This is a genomic window from Streptomyces sp. NPDC054770, from assembly GCF_053611985.1.
The window spans coordinates 13,310-30,286 of sequence record NZ_JBSHBL010000042.1 but is presented as its reverse complement, the minus strand read 5'-3'; the positions used below and the strand labels follow the sequence as shown (position 1 = coordinate 30,286).

At 70.9% G+C, this 16,977-nt stretch carries 16 protein-coding genes and 1 pseudogene; 4 read left to right on the top strand and 13 right to left on the bottom strand.

What is annotated here, in order from left to right:
- Positions 1-49: 49 nt before the first annotated feature.
- Positions 50-802 carry an SDR family NAD(P)-dependent oxidoreductase gene (locus ACWGKQ_RS30940; RefSeq protein ID WP_453295301.1) on the top strand — a complete coding sequence of 251 codons (753 nt, stop codon included), beginning with the start codon at positions 50-52 and terminating at the stop codon, positions 800-802.
- Positions 803-865: 63 nt separating this feature from the next.
- Here the strand turns inward: ACWGKQ_RS30940 and ACWGKQ_RS30935 are convergent, their stop codons facing one another.
- On the bottom strand, positions 866-1,483 hold the full coding sequence (locus ACWGKQ_RS30935; RefSeq protein WP_453295300.1) for a TetR/AcrR family transcriptional regulator: 618 nt from the start codon (positions 1,481-1,483) through the stop codon (positions 866-868).
- 640 nt (positions 1,484-2,123) lie between these two features.
- On the opposite strand from ACWGKQ_RS30935, the gene ACWGKQ_RS30930 reads away from it, so the two are divergent.
- The 3 genes from ACWGKQ_RS30930 to ACWGKQ_RS30920 all read left to right on the top strand — a co-directional run bounded on the left by ACWGKQ_RS30930 (position 2,124) and on the right by ACWGKQ_RS30920 (position 4,142).
- Complete coding sequence (locus tag ACWGKQ_RS30930; RefSeq protein ID WP_453295299.1) at positions 2,124-2,558, top strand: VOC family protein; 435 nt, start codon at positions 2,124-2,126, stop codon at positions 2,556-2,558.
- Positions 2,559-2,706: 148 nt separating this feature from the next.
- Positions 2,707-3,285 (top strand): carboxymuconolactone decarboxylase family protein, encoded by a 579-nt coding sequence (locus tag ACWGKQ_RS30925; protein ID WP_453295298.1) that lies wholly within the window; start codon positions 2,707-2,709, stop codon positions 3,283-3,285.
- A complete protein-coding gene (locus ACWGKQ_RS30920; protein ID WP_453295297.1) occupies positions 3,282-4,142 on the top strand; it encodes an RNA polymerase sigma-70 factor in 861 nt (286 codons plus the stop codon). Before ACWGKQ_RS30925 ends, ACWGKQ_RS30920 begins: the two co-directional genes overlap by 4 nt.
- A 70-nt stretch (positions 4,143-4,212) precedes the next feature.
- Here the strand turns inward: ACWGKQ_RS30920 and ACWGKQ_RS30915 are convergent.
- The 12 genes and pseudogenes from ACWGKQ_RS30915 to ACWGKQ_RS30860 all read right to left on the bottom strand — a co-directional run.
- Positions 4,213-4,461, bottom strand: a pseudogene (locus ACWGKQ_RS30915) (undecaprenyl diphosphate synthase family protein); the annotation flags it as partial.
- 321 nt (positions 4,462-4,782) lie between these two features.
- The gene (locus ACWGKQ_RS30910; protein WP_453295296.1) at positions 4,783-5,541 is read right to left on the bottom strand and encodes a DUF2182 domain-containing protein; all 759 of its coding nucleotides are present in this window, start codon (positions 5,539-5,541) and stop codon (positions 4,783-4,785) included.
- Positions 5,538-6,152, bottom strand: coding sequence for a DUF1326 domain-containing protein (locus ACWGKQ_RS30905; protein ID WP_453295295.1), 615 nt, complete (start codon positions 6,150-6,152; stop codon positions 5,538-5,540). The genes ACWGKQ_RS30910 and ACWGKQ_RS30905 overlap by 4 nt, the downstream gene beginning before the upstream one ends.
- A 179-nt stretch (positions 6,153-6,331) precedes the next feature.
- Positions 6,332-7,348: a Gfo/Idh/MocA family oxidoreductase gene (locus ACWGKQ_RS30900; protein WP_453295294.1), complete on the bottom strand. Its 1,017-nt coding sequence runs from the start codon at positions 7,346-7,348 to the stop codon at positions 6,332-6,334.
- Between the two features lie 30 nt (positions 7,349-7,378).
- On the bottom strand, positions 7,379-8,869 hold the full coding sequence (locus tag ACWGKQ_RS30895) for a CoA-acylating methylmalonate-semialdehyde dehydrogenase (protein WP_453295293.1): 1,491 nt from the start codon (positions 8,867-8,869) through the stop codon (positions 7,379-7,381).
- A gap of 13 nt (positions 8,870-8,882) precedes the next feature.
- Entirely contained in the window at positions 8,883-10,760 is a 1,878-nt protein-coding gene (gene iolD / locus ACWGKQ_RS30890; protein ID WP_453295292.1) for a 3D-(3,5/4)-trihydroxycyclohexane-1,2-dione acylhydrolase (decyclizing), read from the bottom strand.
- Complete coding sequence (gene iolB, locus ACWGKQ_RS30885) at positions 10,757-11,626, bottom strand: 5-deoxy-glucuronate isomerase (RefSeq protein WP_453295291.1); 870 nt, start codon at positions 11,624-11,626, stop codon at positions 10,757-10,759. The genes iolD and iolB overlap by 4 nt, the downstream gene beginning before the upstream one ends.
- A complete protein-coding gene (locus ACWGKQ_RS30880) occupies positions 11,623-12,495 on the bottom strand; it encodes a Cgl0159 family (beta/alpha)8-fold protein (protein ID WP_453295290.1) in 873 nt (290 codons plus the stop codon). The genes iolB and ACWGKQ_RS30880 overlap by 4 nt, the downstream gene beginning before the upstream one ends.
- A 4-nt stretch (positions 12,496-12,499) precedes the next feature.
- A complete protein-coding gene (iolC, locus tag ACWGKQ_RS30875; RefSeq protein WP_453295365.1) occupies positions 12,500-13,444 on the bottom strand; it encodes a 5-dehydro-2-deoxygluconokinase in 945 nt (314 codons plus the stop codon).
- Between the two features lie 180 nt (positions 13,445-13,624).
- A complete protein-coding gene (locus tag ACWGKQ_RS30870) occupies positions 13,625-14,482 on the bottom strand; it encodes a sugar phosphate isomerase/epimerase family protein (protein WP_453295289.1) in 858 nt (285 codons plus the stop codon).
- A gap of 120 nt (positions 14,483-14,602) precedes the next feature.
- Positions 14,603-15,616: a sugar phosphate isomerase/epimerase family protein gene (locus tag ACWGKQ_RS30865; protein ID WP_453295288.1), complete on the bottom strand. Its 1,014-nt coding sequence runs from the start codon at positions 15,614-15,616 to the stop codon at positions 14,603-14,605.
- A 49-nt stretch (positions 15,617-15,665) separates the two neighbouring features.
- Positions 15,666-16,847: a Gfo/Idh/MocA family protein gene (locus tag ACWGKQ_RS30860; protein ID WP_453295287.1), complete on the bottom strand. Its 1,182-nt coding sequence runs from the start codon at positions 16,845-16,847 to the stop codon at positions 15,666-15,668.
- Positions 16,848-16,977 lie beyond the last annotated feature (130 nt).

The following is a 16,977-nucleotide window of genomic DNA, read 5'->3' as shown; positions in this document are numbered from 1 at the left end:
ATCCCTGGTGAAGGTGGTCGACCATCACGGTCCATACCAAGGTGGGAAAATGGCGCATACCGGAATGCTGCACGACAAGATCGCGCTCGTGGTCGGAGCCAGCCGGGGCATCGGGGCCGCCGCGGCGCGCCTGTTTGCCCGGGAGGGAGCGACGGTCGTCCTCGCCGCCCGCACCGAGAGCGCCCTCAAGACCATCGCCGCGGACCTCGACGGCGCGTCCTACGTGGTTGCCGATCTCGCCGATGTGCCGAGTGTCGAGCGTGCGGTTTCCACCGTCGTCGAGCGGCATGGACGGCTCGACATCGCATTCAACAACGGCGCGGCCCTGGTACCGCGGCACTCCATCGTGGACTTCCCCGAGGACGACTTCGACCTGGTCGTCAGGGTCAACCTCAAGGGCATCTTCTACGCCGTGTCGGCTGAGGTGAAAGCCATGATCGCAAGCGGCGGCGGGGCGATCGTCAATACCAGCAGCCTGGGAAGCCTGATCGGAAATCCGGCTCTGCCGGCGTACGGGGCGGCCAAGCGCGGCGTCAACAGCATCACCGAGTCGGCGGCTGTGACCTATGGGCCGAACGGGGTCAGGGTCAACGCGATTGCCCCGGGGGTGACGATGACCGAGATGATCGAAGGGTGGAATCGCGAGGACCCGGGAGCGATCGAGCGCGTCACCGCGAGGACGCCGCTGGGGCGGCCGGCGGCACCGGAGGAGATCGCAGAGGCCGCCGCCTGGCTGCTCAGTGACCGCGCCTCGTACGTGACGGGCGCAGTGCTGCCTGTCACCGGGGGCGCTGCCGTGTGAACGGCCGTCGGTCACACCATTGCAAGCGTCGGACCTCGTCGTCGGATACTTCCGCGCAGTGCGCTACTGACGAGCCAGCACCTCTGGGTGCGCCGTTGAATTGGCAGGCAGGGCGCGTCGGATCACTTCTTCGGCGAACCCCACACCCGCCGGTGCCGCACCCGAACGGCCCCGGGCGGCACCGCTGACACTCAGTCCGTCGATGATCAGCATCAGCCGGTCGGCGAGCCCGCGCGGATCCGCGGCCCCCGCCTGCCTGGCCAGGTCCATCAGCCCGCCGTGGATCCGGTCGTAATAGGCGACGGAGAGGGCGTGTGCGGGGTGATCCTCGTCCGGGAACTCCGCATGGGTGTTGTGGACCGGGCAGCCGCGGTAGCCCGGGGACATCGCTTCTTCGGCGGTCCAACCGACGATCATGAGCAACTGGCCGGCCGGATCGCCGGGCCGTTGCTTGGCCGCCAGTTCCCGGACCCGGTCGAAGGTGCGGGTGTACCGCTCCAGGTAGGCCACGACCAGGTCGTCCTTGGTGGCGAACTCGCGGTACAGCATGGCCTTGCCGCAGCCGACATTGTCGATGATCTGCTGCATCCCGACCGCGTGCACGCCGTGACCGTCGAACAGCCGGGACGCCACGTCGAGGATTCGTTCCCGGATTTCCGGGTCGCGCTTACGGGGGGACATGCGTACGTATGTTACCAGACCGGCCAGTCCACCTGCAGTTTTCGACAGGGGCCGGGCCGACAGACCACGACATCGGTTGCACCCGGCGCTGAGGTTGTCGGGGGAGCTGCGAGGCGGGTTGCCACTACGGCGAGCATGCTGCAGGTGCTCGGTGACCGAACTGGCAGGGGCCGCCGCAACCGACGATTGACGGTCCGTAAGAGGACGACGGTCAGTGTGCCGGCGCAAGCGTCCAATACACGTCCCCTGAGTCCGGGCAGATCCACGGTGCACGGAGCCGTCCGTCGGACGCCCACGGAATCTCCGCCCGCAGTGGGAAAATGGCCTCGTGCTCCCGGTGAAACACCCCCTGACCTGCGGTGTACCAAAGTGCCCACTATCGATCCTGGTCGCATGTTGTGACGAGGATTCTTAGTCGGTGCTGAGGGTTGTCCCGCAACTGATCCTGGCCTGAAGGCGGTTGGCCGGGACTGGAGCCTGGGGGCCACTGGGGCGCTCCGCCGCCACGGTCGTGTCGTTCTCGTGGACTGTTCGGTTTGATCACTTGGTGTCCGAGGCAGCCCAGGATGCGACGGGGGACCGGCGGATCCGCCTGGGGAAATGAGCGGCGGGGTCCGCTGGTACGCGGTACGGTGCGCCGATGTCAGAGATCAAGAAGTTCCAGGTCACCTTTGACTGCGCGGAACCTGAGCGCGTCGCTCGCTTCTGGTGTGAGGTGTTGGGGTACGTCGTACCGGCGCCCCCCGAGGGGTTCGCCAGCTGGGACGATTTCAACCGCACCCTGCCTCCTGAGAAGCAGGGATCATGGTTCGCCTGCAGCGATCCCTCAGGCGTGGGCCCGCGCCTGTACTTCCAGCGCGTCCCCGAGGGCAAGGTCGTCAAGAATCGGGTGCATCTCGATGTCCGGGTCGGCACCGGGCTCGTGGGGGACGAGCGCCTCGCCGCGCTCGAAGCCGAGTGCGCACGACTGGTCGCGCTAGGTGCGACCCACGTGCAGACGCTGTACGCCGACGAGGAGAACGAGTCGTGCATCCCGATGCTGGACATCGAGGGCAACGAGTTCTGTATCGACTGAACATCCTCCGAGCCGGGGAGGCGGGGCGCCACTCCTGGAAGCCCGTCGGCGGCAGAGTGGGTACCGGCGGGTGCGGCTGTCACACCCGTGGGCCGGACGGTGTCTTCATGCCGAACAGCCCACTGGGACGCGTGCAAGGAGAGACATCATGACGCTGCGCCTGCCGAAGGCCGAGCTTCCCGCCGAGCTCGAAGAGAACATGATCAAGCAGCTGGGCCTCGTGCCCGAGAACGTCGAGGTGCTGTGGCACAGCCCCCGGGTGACCCAGGACAGCCTGGAGTTCGGTGCCAAGGTGGGGGCGTGGGACGCGGTGGACCCGGGCCTGAAGTCGTTCGCGCACATGGCCGTCGCGTCGCAGGTCGGGTGCAGCTGGTGCCTGGACGTCGGCTATTTCCAGGCGCGCAACGAGAACCTGGACCTGGCCAGGGCGAGCCAGGTGCCGCGCTGGCGGGAGGCGGACGTGTTCACGGCGCTGGAGCGCGATGTCATGGAGTACGCCGAGGCGATGACGAACACGCCGCCGACCGTCACCGACGAGCAGTACGCCGCACTTCTGGAGCGGCTCGGACCGCCGGCGATGGTGGAGCTCACCGCGTTCATCGCCTACGTCAACCTGGCCACCAGGGCGAACGTGGCGAACGGGGTCACCTCGCAGGGCTTCTCCGACGTCTGCGAGATCCCGCTGGCCGAGCGTCCGGCGACGTCCCGCGCCGGGTCCACGGCATGACCGGGGATCCGTTCGTCGCCCACCGCAGCCTGCTGTTCACCGTCGCCTACGAGATGCTCGGCTCGGCGGCCGACGCGGAGGACGTGCTGCAGGAGACCTGGTTGCGGTGGGCGGACGTCGACCGGTCACAGGTCCACGACCCGCGGGCGTACCTCGTCCGGGCCGTCACCCGGCAGGCGCTCAACCGCATACGCACACTCTCACGCCGTCGCGAGGACTATGTGGGCGAGTGGCTGCCGGAACCCCTGCTGACCCACCCCGACGTCGCCGACGATGTCGAACTCGCGGAAAGCGTCTCCATCGCCATGCTGACCGTCCTGGAAACGCTCGGACCGGTGGAGCGCGCGGTGTTCGTGCTCCGCGAGGTCTTCGACCTGCCGCATGACGAGGTGGCCGAGGCGGTGGGCAAGACCCCCGCCGCGGTCCGGCAGATCGCCCGGCGGGCCCGGAACCACGTCGCCGCTCGTCAACCACGGGTCAGCGTGAGCCCGATGGAGCACAAGGCCGTGATGGACCGGTTCCTCGCCGCGCTGCACACCGGTCGTGTCCAGGACCTTCTGGAGACCATGGCTCCGGATGTGATCCTCGTCGCCGACGGTGGCGGGCTCACGGCCGCCGCACCGGCCCCCGTCCGAGGGGCCGAGCTCGTGGCGGCGATGCTCGCCGGCACGGACCGGGCCGGGGCCGAGACCACGGTGGTGTGGCTCAACGGCGCCCCCGCGATCCGGATCCGGTCCGGCGGCGGACCGGCCGCGGTCAGCCTCCTGATCGAGAACGGGCGCATCACCCGGATCTACGCGACATCCAACCCGCAGAAGCTGACCCGGATCGACGAACCGACCGAACTCACCAGGTAGACACATCCCGGGGCAGCGGACAGGCTCTGACGGCTCTCGGCCGGCCTCGGCCGTCCGAGGCCGGCCGGCTTCAGGCGCCGTAGCGCCGCTGCCGGACGGCGTACGCGCGTACGGCACGCAGGAAGTCGGCTTCGCGGAATGCCGGCCGGTACGCCTCACAGAAGCAGAGCTCCGAGTAAGCGCTCTGCCAGAGCGGGAAGTTGGACATCCGCTGCTCCCCGCTGGTGCGGATGACCAGGTCGGGGTCCGGCCGGCCGGCGGTGTACAGATGGCCGGCGATGTCGTCCGCGGTCAGGTCATCGGCGAGGTCCCGCATCGACCTGCCGGCGGTGGTGTCCGGCAGCGTGTCGAGTGCTCCGGCGATATGCACCTGCCGGCGCGGTCGCGGCTTGACGAGGTGCAGGCTGCTGACCAGGTGCTCGGCCTTCAGCGCAACACGGAGCGTGCCGTGGCCGCCGGTTGTCTCAGCCGCCGGCAGGCCGACGGCCGGCTCGGGCATCTCGCCGGGCAGCCCTTCTTCGCCGCCGTCACGCTCTACGTCGTCACCGCGGAGTCCCCAGCGCGCGAGCGCTCTTCTTGAACGGGCTGTCGGCCCGGGCGTCGGCGGTGCGACTGCGGCGCCGCCCCGGGCTGCGTGTCCTCACATCCCGGTCATGCCGCCGCCGGTGAGGCCCGGAGCCAGTGCCGGGACCCAGAAGACGGCGCAGGCCAGGGCGATCGAGGCGACTCCCACGGCACGGGCAACCAGGCGGCCGGCCGGAGCCAGCTTCTCGGTGGTGATCACGGCGGTGAGGACCACCATGGCCCACAGGTTCATCACACCGAACGCCGCCAGAAGCACCATCAGCGACCAGCAGCAGCCCAGGCAGAAGGCCCCGTGGTGGCCTCCGGCACGCAGATCGCGCGAGGGCCCCGGGTACGAGGCGTAGCGCAGCATGAGCCCGACCGGGGAGCGGCACTTCGCCAGGCAGCGGTCTTTGAGGGGCGTGAGCTGGTAGACGCCGTTGACCGCGAACACGGTCGCGGCCACCGCGGTCGCCCCCCCGGTGGGGAGGCTCGTCGCGCGGCCCAGGCCGGCGGCCAGCCCGTACGCGGGCAGCCCGGCCGCGGCCCAGACAAGCAGGTAGGCGATGGTGAAGACGAACATGCGCGGCGCGCGATGGACGGTGATGGTACGTGCGTACAGCGCGGCGACGGGCGCCGTGGCGGGCAGCATCATCGCGGCCGTCATCAGCGTCCACACGGCCAGGAAGGCGGGCAGGCCCAGGCCCATGGTGCCCGGCATCGCCGGCATGCCGCCCCGGCGGGTCACCAGCCAGACCCAGGCGGCGGCCGCCGCGACCAGCAGCAGTCCGGCGGGGCTCGCCCCGCGGCGGACGGTGACCGGCCGACCGGTCACGCGGACCACGTGAAGGGCGCCGAGTGTCCGTTGCCGCCGGAGAAGTCCCAGGACCGGCCGTACACGCCGTCGCCCGTCGCCCGGGTGGACCGGGCAATGGTCAGCGTGCTGTTCACCGGGTGGAACATGCCGGTCAGGCCCATGACCGGACCGTCCTCGCCGAACTGCGGGGCGACCTGGTCCTGGATCTCGATGTCGATGGCGTCGCCCACCCGTGCGGCGTGGCGGCGGCCGTCGTCGCGGTAGTCGATGGCAACGCGCTCCACGCCGAGGACCTCGCCGATGAGCGGAGCGAGCGCCGCCATCGGGCCGCCGGCCTGACCGGAGAAGACCTTGCCCAGCGCCTCCGCCTGGCCCTCGTCGGCCGAGGCGTCCAGGTAGAGCGCCACCTGCCAGCCGCCTTCGGCCATCACCCGGGGCGCGTCGATGAAGACGGCGACGCTGCGGTCGGAGACGTCCACGCCGTCCACGTCCCCGCTGTCGACGTGGAACGCGAAGGTCACCTGACAGCGCTCGTGGTCGGCCGGTGCGGTGAGGCCCGAGGTGGTGCAGGGGCACACCACGTCGCAGTTGCAGCTCTCCAGGTACGTGCCGGTCAGATTCCAGGGCATTGCTCAAGGCCTCCCTCTGCTCCGTCCCCCTCGGTGAAGGGAAGCATCGGGAGGCTCCGTTCCGTCCCGGTGCCGCTCTTCTCCAGGCTATTCCCGACGACCCCCGTCGCGCAGATCGGCGGCCGCTTCGTGGGGCCGAGCAGCCTGCCACGGCGGCCCGGCGGCCCGGTGGCGCAGACCTACGCGTCACCGCCGTAGAAAGCGGGCCGGGGCTTCATGTCCGTGGCGACGATACGGCCCGACCGGCGGGCCTCGACCGTGGCGTTGGAGATGACGGTGGCGGCGTAGCCGTCCCAGGCGGAGGGGCCGGTGGGTTCGGTGCCTGCCGCGATGCCGGTGATCCACTCGCGGAACTCGGTGTCGAAGGCGTCCTTGAAGCGGCCCGCCCAGTCCGTGAGGATCGCGGTGCTGTGGTGTCCGGCGGTGCGGACGCCGACCGCGGCCGGGTCGGGCAGCCGGACCAGGCCCTTCTCGCCGACCGTTTCGCACTGGATGTCGTAGCCGTACTGGCAGTTGACGAAGACCTCCAGGTCGATGCGGACGCCCTTGGCGGTCTCGAAGAGCATGATCTGCGGGTCCGTGAGGTGCTCGAAGCGCTTGCCCGTGGAACGCGGCAGGACCACCTGGGTGGAGACGATCTCGTCGTCAAGGAGCCAGCGCAGTACGTCGATCTCGTGGACCGCCGAGTCGAGTGCCGCCATGTCGGTGTGGTACGACTCGGGGGCGGTCGGGTTGCGGTGGGCGCAGTGCACGATCAGCGGCTCGCCGATCCGCCCGGCGTCGATGACCTGTTTGAGCTGCCGGTAGCCGGTGTCGTAGCGGCGCATGAAGCCGACCTGCACCAGGCGGCGGCCGTGTGCGCGCTCGGCGTCGACGATGCGCAGACCGTCCGCCGCGGTCGTCGCGAGCGGTTTCTCGCAGAACACCGGCTTTGCGGCGGTGATCGCGTTCAGCACGTGTTCGGCGTGGGTGGGGCCCCAGGAGGTGACGAGTACGGCGTCCACGTCGTCCGCCGCGACCACGGCCGCCCCGTCGGGCAGCACCCGGGCACCCACCCGGGCCGCCGCCTCCTCGGCGCGCGCGGTGTCGAGGTCGGTGACCGCGGTCACCCGGGCGCCGGTCACCGTCTCGGTGAGCCGGCGCATGTGTTCCTGACCGATCCAGCCGGCCCCGATCACTCCTACGCGCACAGTCATGAGGGTTCCGATCCTTGCGGCGGGGGCCGGTCAGCTGGAGGTGGGGAAGTTGAAGCCCGCGGTGACCTGCTGGGCGGGCTGGGGCCAGCGGGTGGTGACGACCTTGGGGCGGGTGTAGAAACGGATGCCCTCGGGGCCGTGGACGGGGGAGTCGCCGATGAGGGAGTCCTTCCAGCCGCCGAAGGAGTAGTACGACATCGGGACCGGCACCGGCACGTTGATGCCGATCATGCCGACCTTGATCCGGCGCTGGAAGCGGCGGGCGGCTTCGCCGGAGCCGGTGAAGAGGGCGGTGCCGTTGCCGTAGGGGTTGGCGTTGATCAGGTCGATGGCCTGGTCGAGGCTTTCCGCACGGACCACGGCGAGGACCGGGCCGAACAGCTCCTCCTTGTAGGCGTCCATCTCGGTGGTGACGTGGTCGAGGAGGGAGGGGCCGGTGAAGAAGCCGTCCTCATGGCCGTCGATCTTCAGCCCGCGGCCGTCGACGACGACGGTGGCGCCCTGCGTGGCCGCGGTGCCGACGGCGTTCTCGACGCGCTCCTGGGCGGCCTTGGTGACGAGCGGGCCCATGTCGGTGCCGGGCGCGTCGCCGGGGCCGACCTGCACCTCGTTCGCCTTGCGCTCCAGGATCGCGACCAGCGCGTCGGCCGCGTCACCGACGGCGACGGCGACGGAGACGGCCATGCAGCGTTCGCCCGCGGAGCCGTAGGCGCCGGCGGTGATGTGGTTGGCCGCGAACTCCAGGTCGGCGTCGGGCAGGACGACGGCGTGGTTCTTGGCGCCGCCGAGGGCCTGGACCCGCTTGCCGTGCGAAGTCGCCTGCTCGTGGACGTACTTGGCGATCGGCGTGGAGCCGACGAACGAGACGGCCTCGATGCCGGGGTGGGCGAGGATCGCGTCGACCGCGTCCTTGCCGCCGTGCACGACGTTGAAGACGCCGTCGGGCAGGCCGGCCTTCCTGTACAGCTCGGCGACGAAGTTCGCGGCGGAGGGGTCGCGCTCACTGGGCTTGAGGATGAACGTGTTGCCGGTGGCGATCGCGACCGGGTGCATCCACAGGGGGACCATCGCTGGGAAGTTGAACGGCGTGATGCCCGCCACCACACCCAGCGGCTGGCGGAAGTTGTGGACGTCGACGCCACGGGAGACCTGGTCGGAGAAGGAGCCCTTGAGGACGTCGCCGAGACCGCAGACGTATTCCACGACCTCGCGGCCGCGGGTGATCTCGCCGCGGGCGTCGTCGACGGTCTTGCCGTGCTCGGCGGAGATGATCCGGCCGAGTTCCTCCTCGTGCTCGACGAGCAGCTGGCGGAAGTCGAACATGACCTGGACGCGCTGGGAGAGGGAGGAGTCCTGCCAGGTCTCGAAGGCGGCGGCCGCGGCCTGTACGGCGGCGTCGACCTCGGCGGCGCCGCCGAGCACGACCCGGGCCTGCTCGGCGCCGGTGGCCGGGTTGAACACCGGGGCGGTGCTGCTGCCCGGGAGCGGCGAGCCGTTGATCCAGTGCGGGATGGTGTTCACGGGATGTGTGTCCTTACAGGTAGTGACGCTGGGTGCGCTTGCCGGCTGCGTACGTCTCGTAGGCGGCCCGGGTGGAGTCGAGGGCGGAGGTCTGGCTGACCGGGACGTCCCACCAGCCGTGGCCGGGCGGGTTGGGGCCGTACAGGTCGGTCTCGACGTGCACGACGGTGGTGCGGGTGGCGGCCTTCGCCTTCTCCATCGCGGAGCGGAACTCCTCGACGGAGGCGGCGTGCAGGACGTCCGCGCCCAGCGAGGACGCGTTGGCGGCCAGGTCGACGGGGAGCACGTCGCCGTCGAGCTGCCCCGAATCGCCGTTGCGGTAGCGGTACTTGGTGCCGAAGCGCTGTGAGCCGAGGGACTCGGAGAGGGCGCCGATGGACGCGAAGCCGTGGTTCTGGACGAGGACGATGACGACCTTCAGGCCCTCGGAGACCATGGTGACGATCTCCTGAGCCATCATCAGATACGAGCCGTCGCCGACGAGTACGACCACCTCGCGCGACGGGTCGGCCATCTTGGCGCCGACGCCCGCGGCGACCTCGTAGCCCATGCAGGAGTAGGCGTACTCCACGTGGTAGGCCTTCGGGTCGCGGGCCCGCCACAGCTGCTGGAGGTCGCCGGGCATGGAGCCGGCCGCGTTGATGACCACCGCGCGGTCGTCGAGGACGTCGTTGAGGGCGCCGAGGATCTCGGTCTGGGCGGGCAGCGGCCCGTGGCCGAGGTTGAAGCACCCGTCCTCGATCTCCCGTGTCCGGGCGATGAGTTCGCGGGTGCGGCGGCGGTAGTCGGGGGAGACCTCCCAGCCGTCGAGGGCTCCGGCGAGGGCCTGGATGCCCAGACGGGCGTCGGCCACCAGCGGCTCCGCCGAGTGCTTGACGGCGTCGAGGCGGGCCACGTTGAGGTTGACGAAGGTGACGTCCGGGTTGCCGAAGACGGTGTGGCTGGCGGTGGTGAAGTCGGAGTAGCGGGTGCCGATGCCGAGGACGACATCGGCGTCCTTCGCGAGCTCGTTCGCCGCGTAGGAGCCCGTCGAGCCGATGCCGCCGACCGCGTAGGGGTGGTCCCAGGCCACCGCGCCCTTGCCGGCATGGGTGTCGGCGACCGGGATGCCGGTGGCCTCGGCGAAGGCGCGCAGCGCGGTCTCCGCACCCGAGTACACCGCGCCGCCGCCGGCCACGATCAGCGGCTTCCGCGCGCTGCGCAGCAGACGTGCGGCGCGCTCGACGGCGGCGGGCTCCGGCACCGGGCGGCCGACGTGCCACACCCGGCGCCGGAAGAACTCGACCGGCCAGTCGTATGCCTCGGCCTGCACGTCCTGCGGCAGGGCGAGGGTGACGGCACCGGTCTCGACCGGATCGGTCAGCACCCGCATCGCCGCCAGCGCGGCCGGGATCAGCTGCTCGGGACGGGAGACGCGGTCGAAGTACTTGGAGACGGCGCGGAAGGCGTCGTTGACGGTGACGTCGCCGCCGCGGGTGTCCTCCAGCTGCTGGAGGACGGGGTCGGCGGCACGGGTGGCGAACATGTCGGAGGGCAGCAGCAGGACCGGCAGGCGGTTGGTGGTGGCCAGGGCCGCGCCCGTGATCATGTTCGTGGAGCCCGGACCCGTGGAGGCGGTACAGGCGAAGGCGGCCAGCCGGTCGCGCATCTTCGCGTAGGCGACCGACGCGTGGACCATGCCCTGCTCGTTGCGGGCCAGGTAGTAGGGGAGGTCGGCCTCCTGGGTCACGGCGGCCTGGAGGAGTGCCTGTCCGATGCCGGCGACGTTGCCGTGCCCGAAGATGCCCCACACACCGGGGATCAGGCGCTGCTCCTGGCCGTCACGCTCGCTGTACTGGTGGGCGAGGAAGCGGACCAGGGCCTGCGCGGTGGTCAGTCGTACGGTCTTCATCGGTTCTCTCCGAAGGGCAGCCGGTCGTCCACGTCCTGGGCCTCCCAGGTGGCGCGGACCCAGCCGTGGGCGGGGTCGTCGCAGATCAGCCAGGCGCGGTCCTGCCCCGGACCGGCCATGACGTTGAGGTAGTAGAGGTCGTAGCCGGGCGCGGCGATCGAGGGGCCGTGCCAGCCGTGCGGGACCAGCACGGTGTCGCCGGAGCGGACCTCGGCGAGCACGTCGAGGGGCCGCTCGGCGGTGCCGTAGACCCGCTGGTAGCCGAAGCCGTTCGCACCGCCGGAGACCTCGAAGTAGTAGATCTCCTCCAGCTCCGACTCCTCGCCGGGGCGGGCCTCGTCGTGCTTGTGCGGCGGGTAGGAGGACCAGTTCCCGCCGGGGGTGAGGACCTCGCAGACCAGCAGCTGCTCGGCGTCGAAGGTGCCCGGCAGGCAGTAGTTGTTGACCTGCCGCGAGCAGGCCCCGGCGCCGCGCAGCTCGACGGGGACGTCCTCCTTGCGCCCGTACCGAGCCGAGTGACCTCCCTGCTCGGTACGGGCGGAGGGCAGCGCGAATCGGCCTCCCGCCGCGCTGCGGATCACGGCCGCCGACCCGCGGGGGAGGTAGGCGAAGTCGGTGGCCGAAGCGAACACGCCCGTCCGGCCGGCGAGTTCGAAGGTGCTGCCGTCCGTGGTGACGGTGCACGAGCCCGTCAGCGGCAGCACCAGGAACTCGGAGTCCCCGGTGGACAGGGCGTGCGTCTCGCCCGGCGCCAGGGTCAGGACCCTGAGGCCGGAGTATCCCCAGCCCGCCGACTCGGGCGTGACCAGGAGGTCGTAGCGGCCGTCGGCCGAAGTACCGGCCGGCAGATGGTACTTGCCGCTCACAGCAGGCTCACCGCCTTGTCGACGGCGCCGGCGACGTCGCCGCCCGCCGGGTAGAGCAGGGAGCGGCCGACGACCAGGCCCTGCGCGGTGGGCTGCCTGAGGGCCCGGCCCCAGGAGGCGAAGGCGGCCTCGGGGTCGGTGACCTCGCCGCCCAGCAGCAGCGCGGGCAGCGTGGAGGCGGCGAGCACGCGCTCCATGTCCTGGACCACCGGCAGCTTCAGCCAGGTGTAGGCGGTACCGCGGCCGAGACCCGACGCGATGGTGACCGATTTGATCACGGCGTCGGTGGAGAGGTCGTTGCGGATCCTGCCGTCCCGCCACTCGGACATGAACGGCTCGACCATGGCGATGAGCCGCCGGTCGTTGAGTTCGTTGACCGCGCGGGCGGTGTCCTGGAGAGCCGACGGGGTGGCGGGGTCGGTGAGGGCGATGCGGGTGAGCATCTTGCCGCCGTCGAAGCCCATCGCGGCGATGGTCTCGGCGTCGTAGCCGGTGAAGCGGTCGTCGATCTCGAAGACCGAGCCGGCGAGTCCGGCGCGGTTCATGGAGCCGAAGACGCTCTTGCCGTCGAGGACGCCGAGCAGGAGCAGGTCCTCGAGGATGTCGGCGGTGGCGAGGACGCCCGTCACACCGGGGCGTTCCAGGGCGGTGCAGAGGCGGTCGAGGAGTTCGAAGCGGTCCGCCATGGCATGGGGATCCGCGCCGACGCCGTTGGCGCCGCGGGCGGGGTGGTCGGCGGCGATGATCATCGCCCTGCCGTGCTCGCCGAGCAGCGAGGTCGCCTTCACCCGGCGGGCCGCCGCGGCGGCGACCGCGCCGGGGTCGTGCACCCGGGCGGCCACGATCCGGCTCACGTTGTCGGACAGCACGTCGTCACACCTCTCGCTCGGAGTCGTCGGTCGTCCCGCGCAGCTTCGCCTCGACCTCGGCCTGGGTCGGCATGGCGTCGGAGCAGGACAGGCGGCCCGCCACCAGGGCGCCGGCCGCGTTGGCGAAGGCCACCGTGCGCGCGGTGTCCCAGCCGGACAGCAGGCCGTGGCACAGGGCCCCGCCGAAGGCGTCACCGGCACCGAGCCCGTTGACCACGTCCACGGGCACCGGCGGTACCTCGGTGACCGAGCCGTCCCGGTCCATGGCCAGGACCCCCTTGGGGCCCTGCTTGACCACGGCCAGTTCCACCCCGGCCGCCAGCAGCGCCTTGGCCGCGGCGTGCGGGTCGCGTTCGCCGGTGGCGACCTCGCACTCGTCGATGTTGCCGACCGCGACGGTGGTGTGCCGCAGGGCCTGCGTGTAGTACGAGCGGGCCGTGGCCGGGTCGGCCCAGAACATCGGCCGCCAGTCCAGGTCGAACACCGTCGTTCCCGCCTTGGCCCGGTGCTGAAGGGCGGCCAGGGTCGCCGAGCGGCTCGGCTCCTCGCTCAGCCCGGTCCCGGTCATCCAGAACACGGCCGCCCCGCGCACCGCGTCCAGGTCCAGCTCCTCGGGCCGGATGTCCAGGTCGGGGGCCTTGGGCAGGCGGTAGAAGTACAGCGGGAAGTCGTCCGGCGGGAAGATCTCGCAGAACGTCACCGGGGTGGGCGCGATCTCCGACGTGCCGACGAAGCGGGGGTCGACGTGGTAGCCGGACAGGGCCGTGCGGACGAAGTCGCCGAAGGGGTCCCGGCCGGTCTTCGTGATCACCGCCGCGGTGCGGCCGTACCGGGCCGCCGCGACCGCGACGTTGGTCGGGCTGCCGCCCAGGTACTTGCCGAACGAGGTGACCTCCGCCAGCCCCACGCCCGTCTGGAGCGGATACACGTCCACTCCGACCCGGCCCATGGTCAGCACTTCGTACGGCTTCACGCTGGTTCCCTTCGCTTCGGAGCCCCCGGCATGGCGGCCGCGGTACGGGACCGCGACGGTGTGAGAGCGCATTTGCAGCGTCCCCGAGTCCCTTACGATGCCGCCCACCATATGTCATGTCAATAGGATGTCGTGATGATGCTGTCGACGGGTGGGTCACGTCCAGGCGGCCACGTACTCGCCGATCCGTTCCCGCATGAACAGGGAGGACTCCTTCGCCTTCTCCTCCCAGGCGAACACGCAGGCGGTGAGGGTGCCGTCGAAGCCGTTCGCGTGCAGTTCGCGGAAGAGCTCGTCGAAGTCGACCTCGCCCTCGCCGATGTCGAGGTGCTGGTGGATGCGGGCCTGGGTGCCGGGCGGGTTGAGGATGTAGCGGTTGCCGGAGGACGCCGTGTGGTCGAAGGCGTCGGCGAGGTGGACGTGAGTGAGGAGGCCGCCCGCGCGGGCGATGATGCCGGGGGCGTCGTTGCCGATGTGGAAGGTGTGCGGGGCGCAGTAGAGGAAGCTGACGTTGGGGTGGTTGATGCCCCGGATCAGGTTGACCGCGTCGTGGCCGTTCTCGATGAAGTCGTCCGGGTGGGGTTCCAGGGCGAGCTTGATGCCCTCGCGCTCGAAGAGCGGGAGCAACTCGTCCATGGACTGCCAGAACCGGGCCTCGCTGCGGTCGGACTCCTCCGGCCGGCCGTTGAACTCGGAGATCATGCTGTCGACGCCGAGGTCCGCGCAGATCTGGACGGAGCGCTTCCAGTACCGTACGGCGGCCTGGCGGGCCTCCTCGTCCGGTCCTGACCAGCGGAACAGCGGCAGCAGGGAGGAGATGCCGACCCCCGCCGTGTCCAGCGCCCTGCGGAACTTCCGTACGGTGGCGTCGTCGACGCGGGGATGGCGGAAGAAGGGGATGAAGTCCTCCCGGGGCGAGAGCTCGATCCACTCGTAGCCCAGCTCGGCGACCACGGCCGGGAGTTCGAGCAGCGGCACGTGACGGATCATGTACGGGTCGAGGGCGATCTTCATGGCGGGTTTCCTGCTCCTTGGCGTCTTGTCATCGGCTCCGGCGGCGCGAGGTCCGCCGGAGCCACTCCCCGTTCCGGTGCGGATGAGGGAGTGAAGGGGCGCGGGCCGGGGCCCGGGCGGTCACGGCCGCAGGGACTCCTGGAGTGCCGTGTCGGCGGCCTTGAGGACTTCGGCGGCGACGGCGACGCCCTCGACGGGGCCGAGTTCGGTGTCCTCGTGCTCGATGTTGACCAGCATGTCCGGGTCGACCTCGTGCAGGGCGCGCAGGAACTCGGTCCAGTAGGCGATGTCGTGGCCCTTGCCGAGCGCGACGAAGTCCCAGGCGGAGTCCTCGGGCCACTCGTTGGCCCACTCGTCGCCGCCGAGGTTGGTACGCGGCTCGTCGGAGGAGAGGCGGCGGAAGCCGTTGTCGAGGACGCCGTTGAGGGCGGCGTGCCCGGGGTTGACGCGGACGTCCTTGGCGGCCGCGTGGAAGACCAGCTCGCCGAGGTGCCGGACGACCGCGACGGGGTCCATCTGCTGCCAGAACAGGTGGGAGGCGTCCAGCTCGACGCCCACGTGGGTGGCGCCGGTGAGGTCGATGAGCTGGTGCACACTCGCGGAGTTGAAGACGACGTTCTGCGGGTGCAGCTCCAGGGCGACCTTGACGTCGTGGTCGCGGGCGAGCCGGTCGGTCTCGCGCCAGAAGTCCGCGGCGATCTTCCACTGGTGGTCCAGGACGTCCAGGGCGGCGGAGTTCCAGGCGTTGACGATCCAGTTGGGGCGGGTCGCGCCCGGTTCGCCGCCGGGCAGCCCGGACATGGTCACCAGGCGGTGCTGGCCGAGCCGTTCGGCCAGCAGGATGGAGCGGCGGATGTCCTCGGCGTGCTTCCCGCCGATGGCCGGGTTCGGGTGCAGCGGGTTGCCGTTGGCGTTCAGGCCGGCGATGGCGACGCCGGTGCCCTCGAAGAGGCCGAGGAAGTCGTCCCGGGCGGTATCGCTGACCAGGATGTCGTCGAAGGCCGGCACGTGTACGGCCGGGAGGAAGCCGCCGGTGTTGATCTCGATGCCGGTCAGGCCGAGATCGGCGATGACCTTGATCGCTTCGGGCAGCGGGCGGTCGTGCAGGATCGCGTTGTAGAGGCCCAGCTTCATGGTGTGTTTCTCCTCGGTCCTTCGGGTGTACGGGGCGAGCCGGGGCGGGTCACTGGACGGTGACGGCCTTGCCGCCGGCGTCGGCGGAGGCGACGATCGCGTCGATGACGCGCAGGTTGTGCAGTCCGTCGGCGAGGGTGGGGCAGGGCGGCAGCCGGTCGAGGCCGGCGATCTGCTCCAGGAAGGCGCGGGCCTGCCAGACGAAGAACTCGTGCTGGCCGTGGCCGACGCTGGGGAAGTCCATGGGCAGGCCGCCGGCGATGTAGGGGTGGCCGGGACCGACCACCACCCGCCGGTAGCCGTCCACCGGGTCGGCGGCCGCCGCGTCGGCGATGGTGAACTCGGCCGGACGCGACAGCTCGAAGGTCGCCGCGCCGCCCTGGGTGAACACCTCGAAGCCCAGGGAGTTGGCCAGGCCCCGGGCGATGCGCGAGACGGAGAAGGTGCCGACGGCGCCGGAGGCGAACGTGGCGGTGAACGTGGCGATGTCGTCGTTCTCGACCCGGGCCCGTTCCCGGCCCACCCGGACGTCGGCCGAGTGCCCCACCGCGGTGCCCAGCGGCACCGGGCGGTCGGGCACCTGGGTGGAGAGCACGGCGCCCTGCACACTCTGCACCGGGCCGCAGAAGTACTCGCCGAGGTCGATGAGGTGGCTGCCGATGTCCGACAGCGCACCCGAGCCGAGCGGTCCCCGGTAGCGCCAGCTGATCGGGGCGTCCGGGTTGTGGCCGTAGTCGCACCAGTAGTGCCCGTTGAAGTGCTGGACCGCTCCGAGCGACCCCTCCAGCACCTGCTGCCGTACGGCGTTGATCGCGGGGGAGCGGCGGAAGGTGAAGCCGGTGGCGGCCACCAGCCCGGTGCCCTCGGCCGCCTCCACCATGGCCTGGGCGTCGGCCACGCTCGGCGCGAGCGGCTTCTCGCACAGCACGTGCTTGCCGGCCGCCAGCAGGGCCTCGACGATCTCGCGATGCAGGTGGTTGGCGACCACGACACTGACCGCGTCGATGTCGTCGGCCTCGGCGATCTGCCGCCAGTCGGTCACGGCCCGCTCGTAGCCGTAACGGCGGGCCGCGTCCTGTGCGAACGGCTCGTGCGCGTCGGCGACGGCGACCAGGCGCACCTCGGGCAGCCCGGCACCGTACAGGGTGGCGGCCTGCCGGTACCCGTTGAGGTGGGCCCGGCCCGCCATACCGGCTCCGACGACCGCCACACCGATGGGCCTCGTACTCATCATGCTTCCTCTCCGGCACGTCGCCGTGCCGTGGGTCAGGGGGGTGAGGGAACCGACCAGAACCGCGCTCGGCCCGGCGGGGCGGCGCCCGTGACCGTGTGCACCCGAAATCCCGGTGCAGTCGGGCCGC

Excerpts from the sequence above, each read along its gene's own strand:
- ACWGKQ_RS30940 (WP_453295301.1), top strand. The coding sequence starts at position 50 with ATGGCGCATACCGGAATGCTGCACGACAAGATCGCGCTCGTGGTCGGA.
- ACWGKQ_RS30935 (WP_453295300.1), bottom strand. The coding sequence starts at position 1,483 with ATGTCCCCCCGTAAGCGCGACCCGGAAATCCGGGAACGAATCCTCGAC.
- ACWGKQ_RS30930 (WP_453295299.1), top strand. The coding sequence starts at position 2,124 with ATGTCAGAGATCAAGAAGTTCCAGGTCACCTTTGACTGCGCGGAACCT.
- ACWGKQ_RS30925 (WP_453295298.1), top strand. The coding sequence starts at position 2,707 with ATGACGCTGCGCCTGCCGAAGGCCGAGCTTCCCGCCGAGCTCGAAGAG.
- ACWGKQ_RS30920 (WP_453295297.1), top strand. The coding sequence starts at position 3,282 with ATGACCGGGGATCCGTTCGTCGCCCACCGCAGCCTGCTGTTCACCGTC.
- ACWGKQ_RS30905 (WP_453295295.1), bottom strand. The coding sequence starts at position 6,152 with ATGCCCTGGAATCTGACCGGCACGTACCTGGAGAGCTGCAACTGCGAC.
- ACWGKQ_RS30900 (WP_453295294.1), bottom strand. The coding sequence starts at position 7,348 with ATGACTGTGCGCGTAGGAGTGATCGGGGCCGGCTGGATCGGTCAGGAA.
- iolD (WP_453295292.1), bottom strand. The coding sequence starts at position 10,760 with ATGAAGACCGTACGACTGACCACCGCGCAGGCCCTGGTCCGCTTCCTC.
- iolC (WP_453295365.1), bottom strand. The coding sequence starts at position 13,444 with ATGGGCCGGGTCGGAGTGGACGTGTATCCGCTCCAGACGGGCGTGGGG.
- ACWGKQ_RS30870 (WP_453295289.1), bottom strand. The coding sequence starts at position 14,482 with ATGAAGATCGCCCTCGACCCGTACATGATCCGTCACGTGCCGCTGCTC.
- ACWGKQ_RS30865 (WP_453295288.1), bottom strand. The coding sequence starts at position 15,616 with ATGAAGCTGGGCCTCTACAACGCGATCCTGCACGACCGCCCGCTGCCC.
- ACWGKQ_RS30860 (WP_453295287.1), bottom strand. The coding sequence starts at position 16,847 with ATGAGTACGAGGCCCATCGGTGTGGCGGTCGTCGGAGCCGGTATGGCG.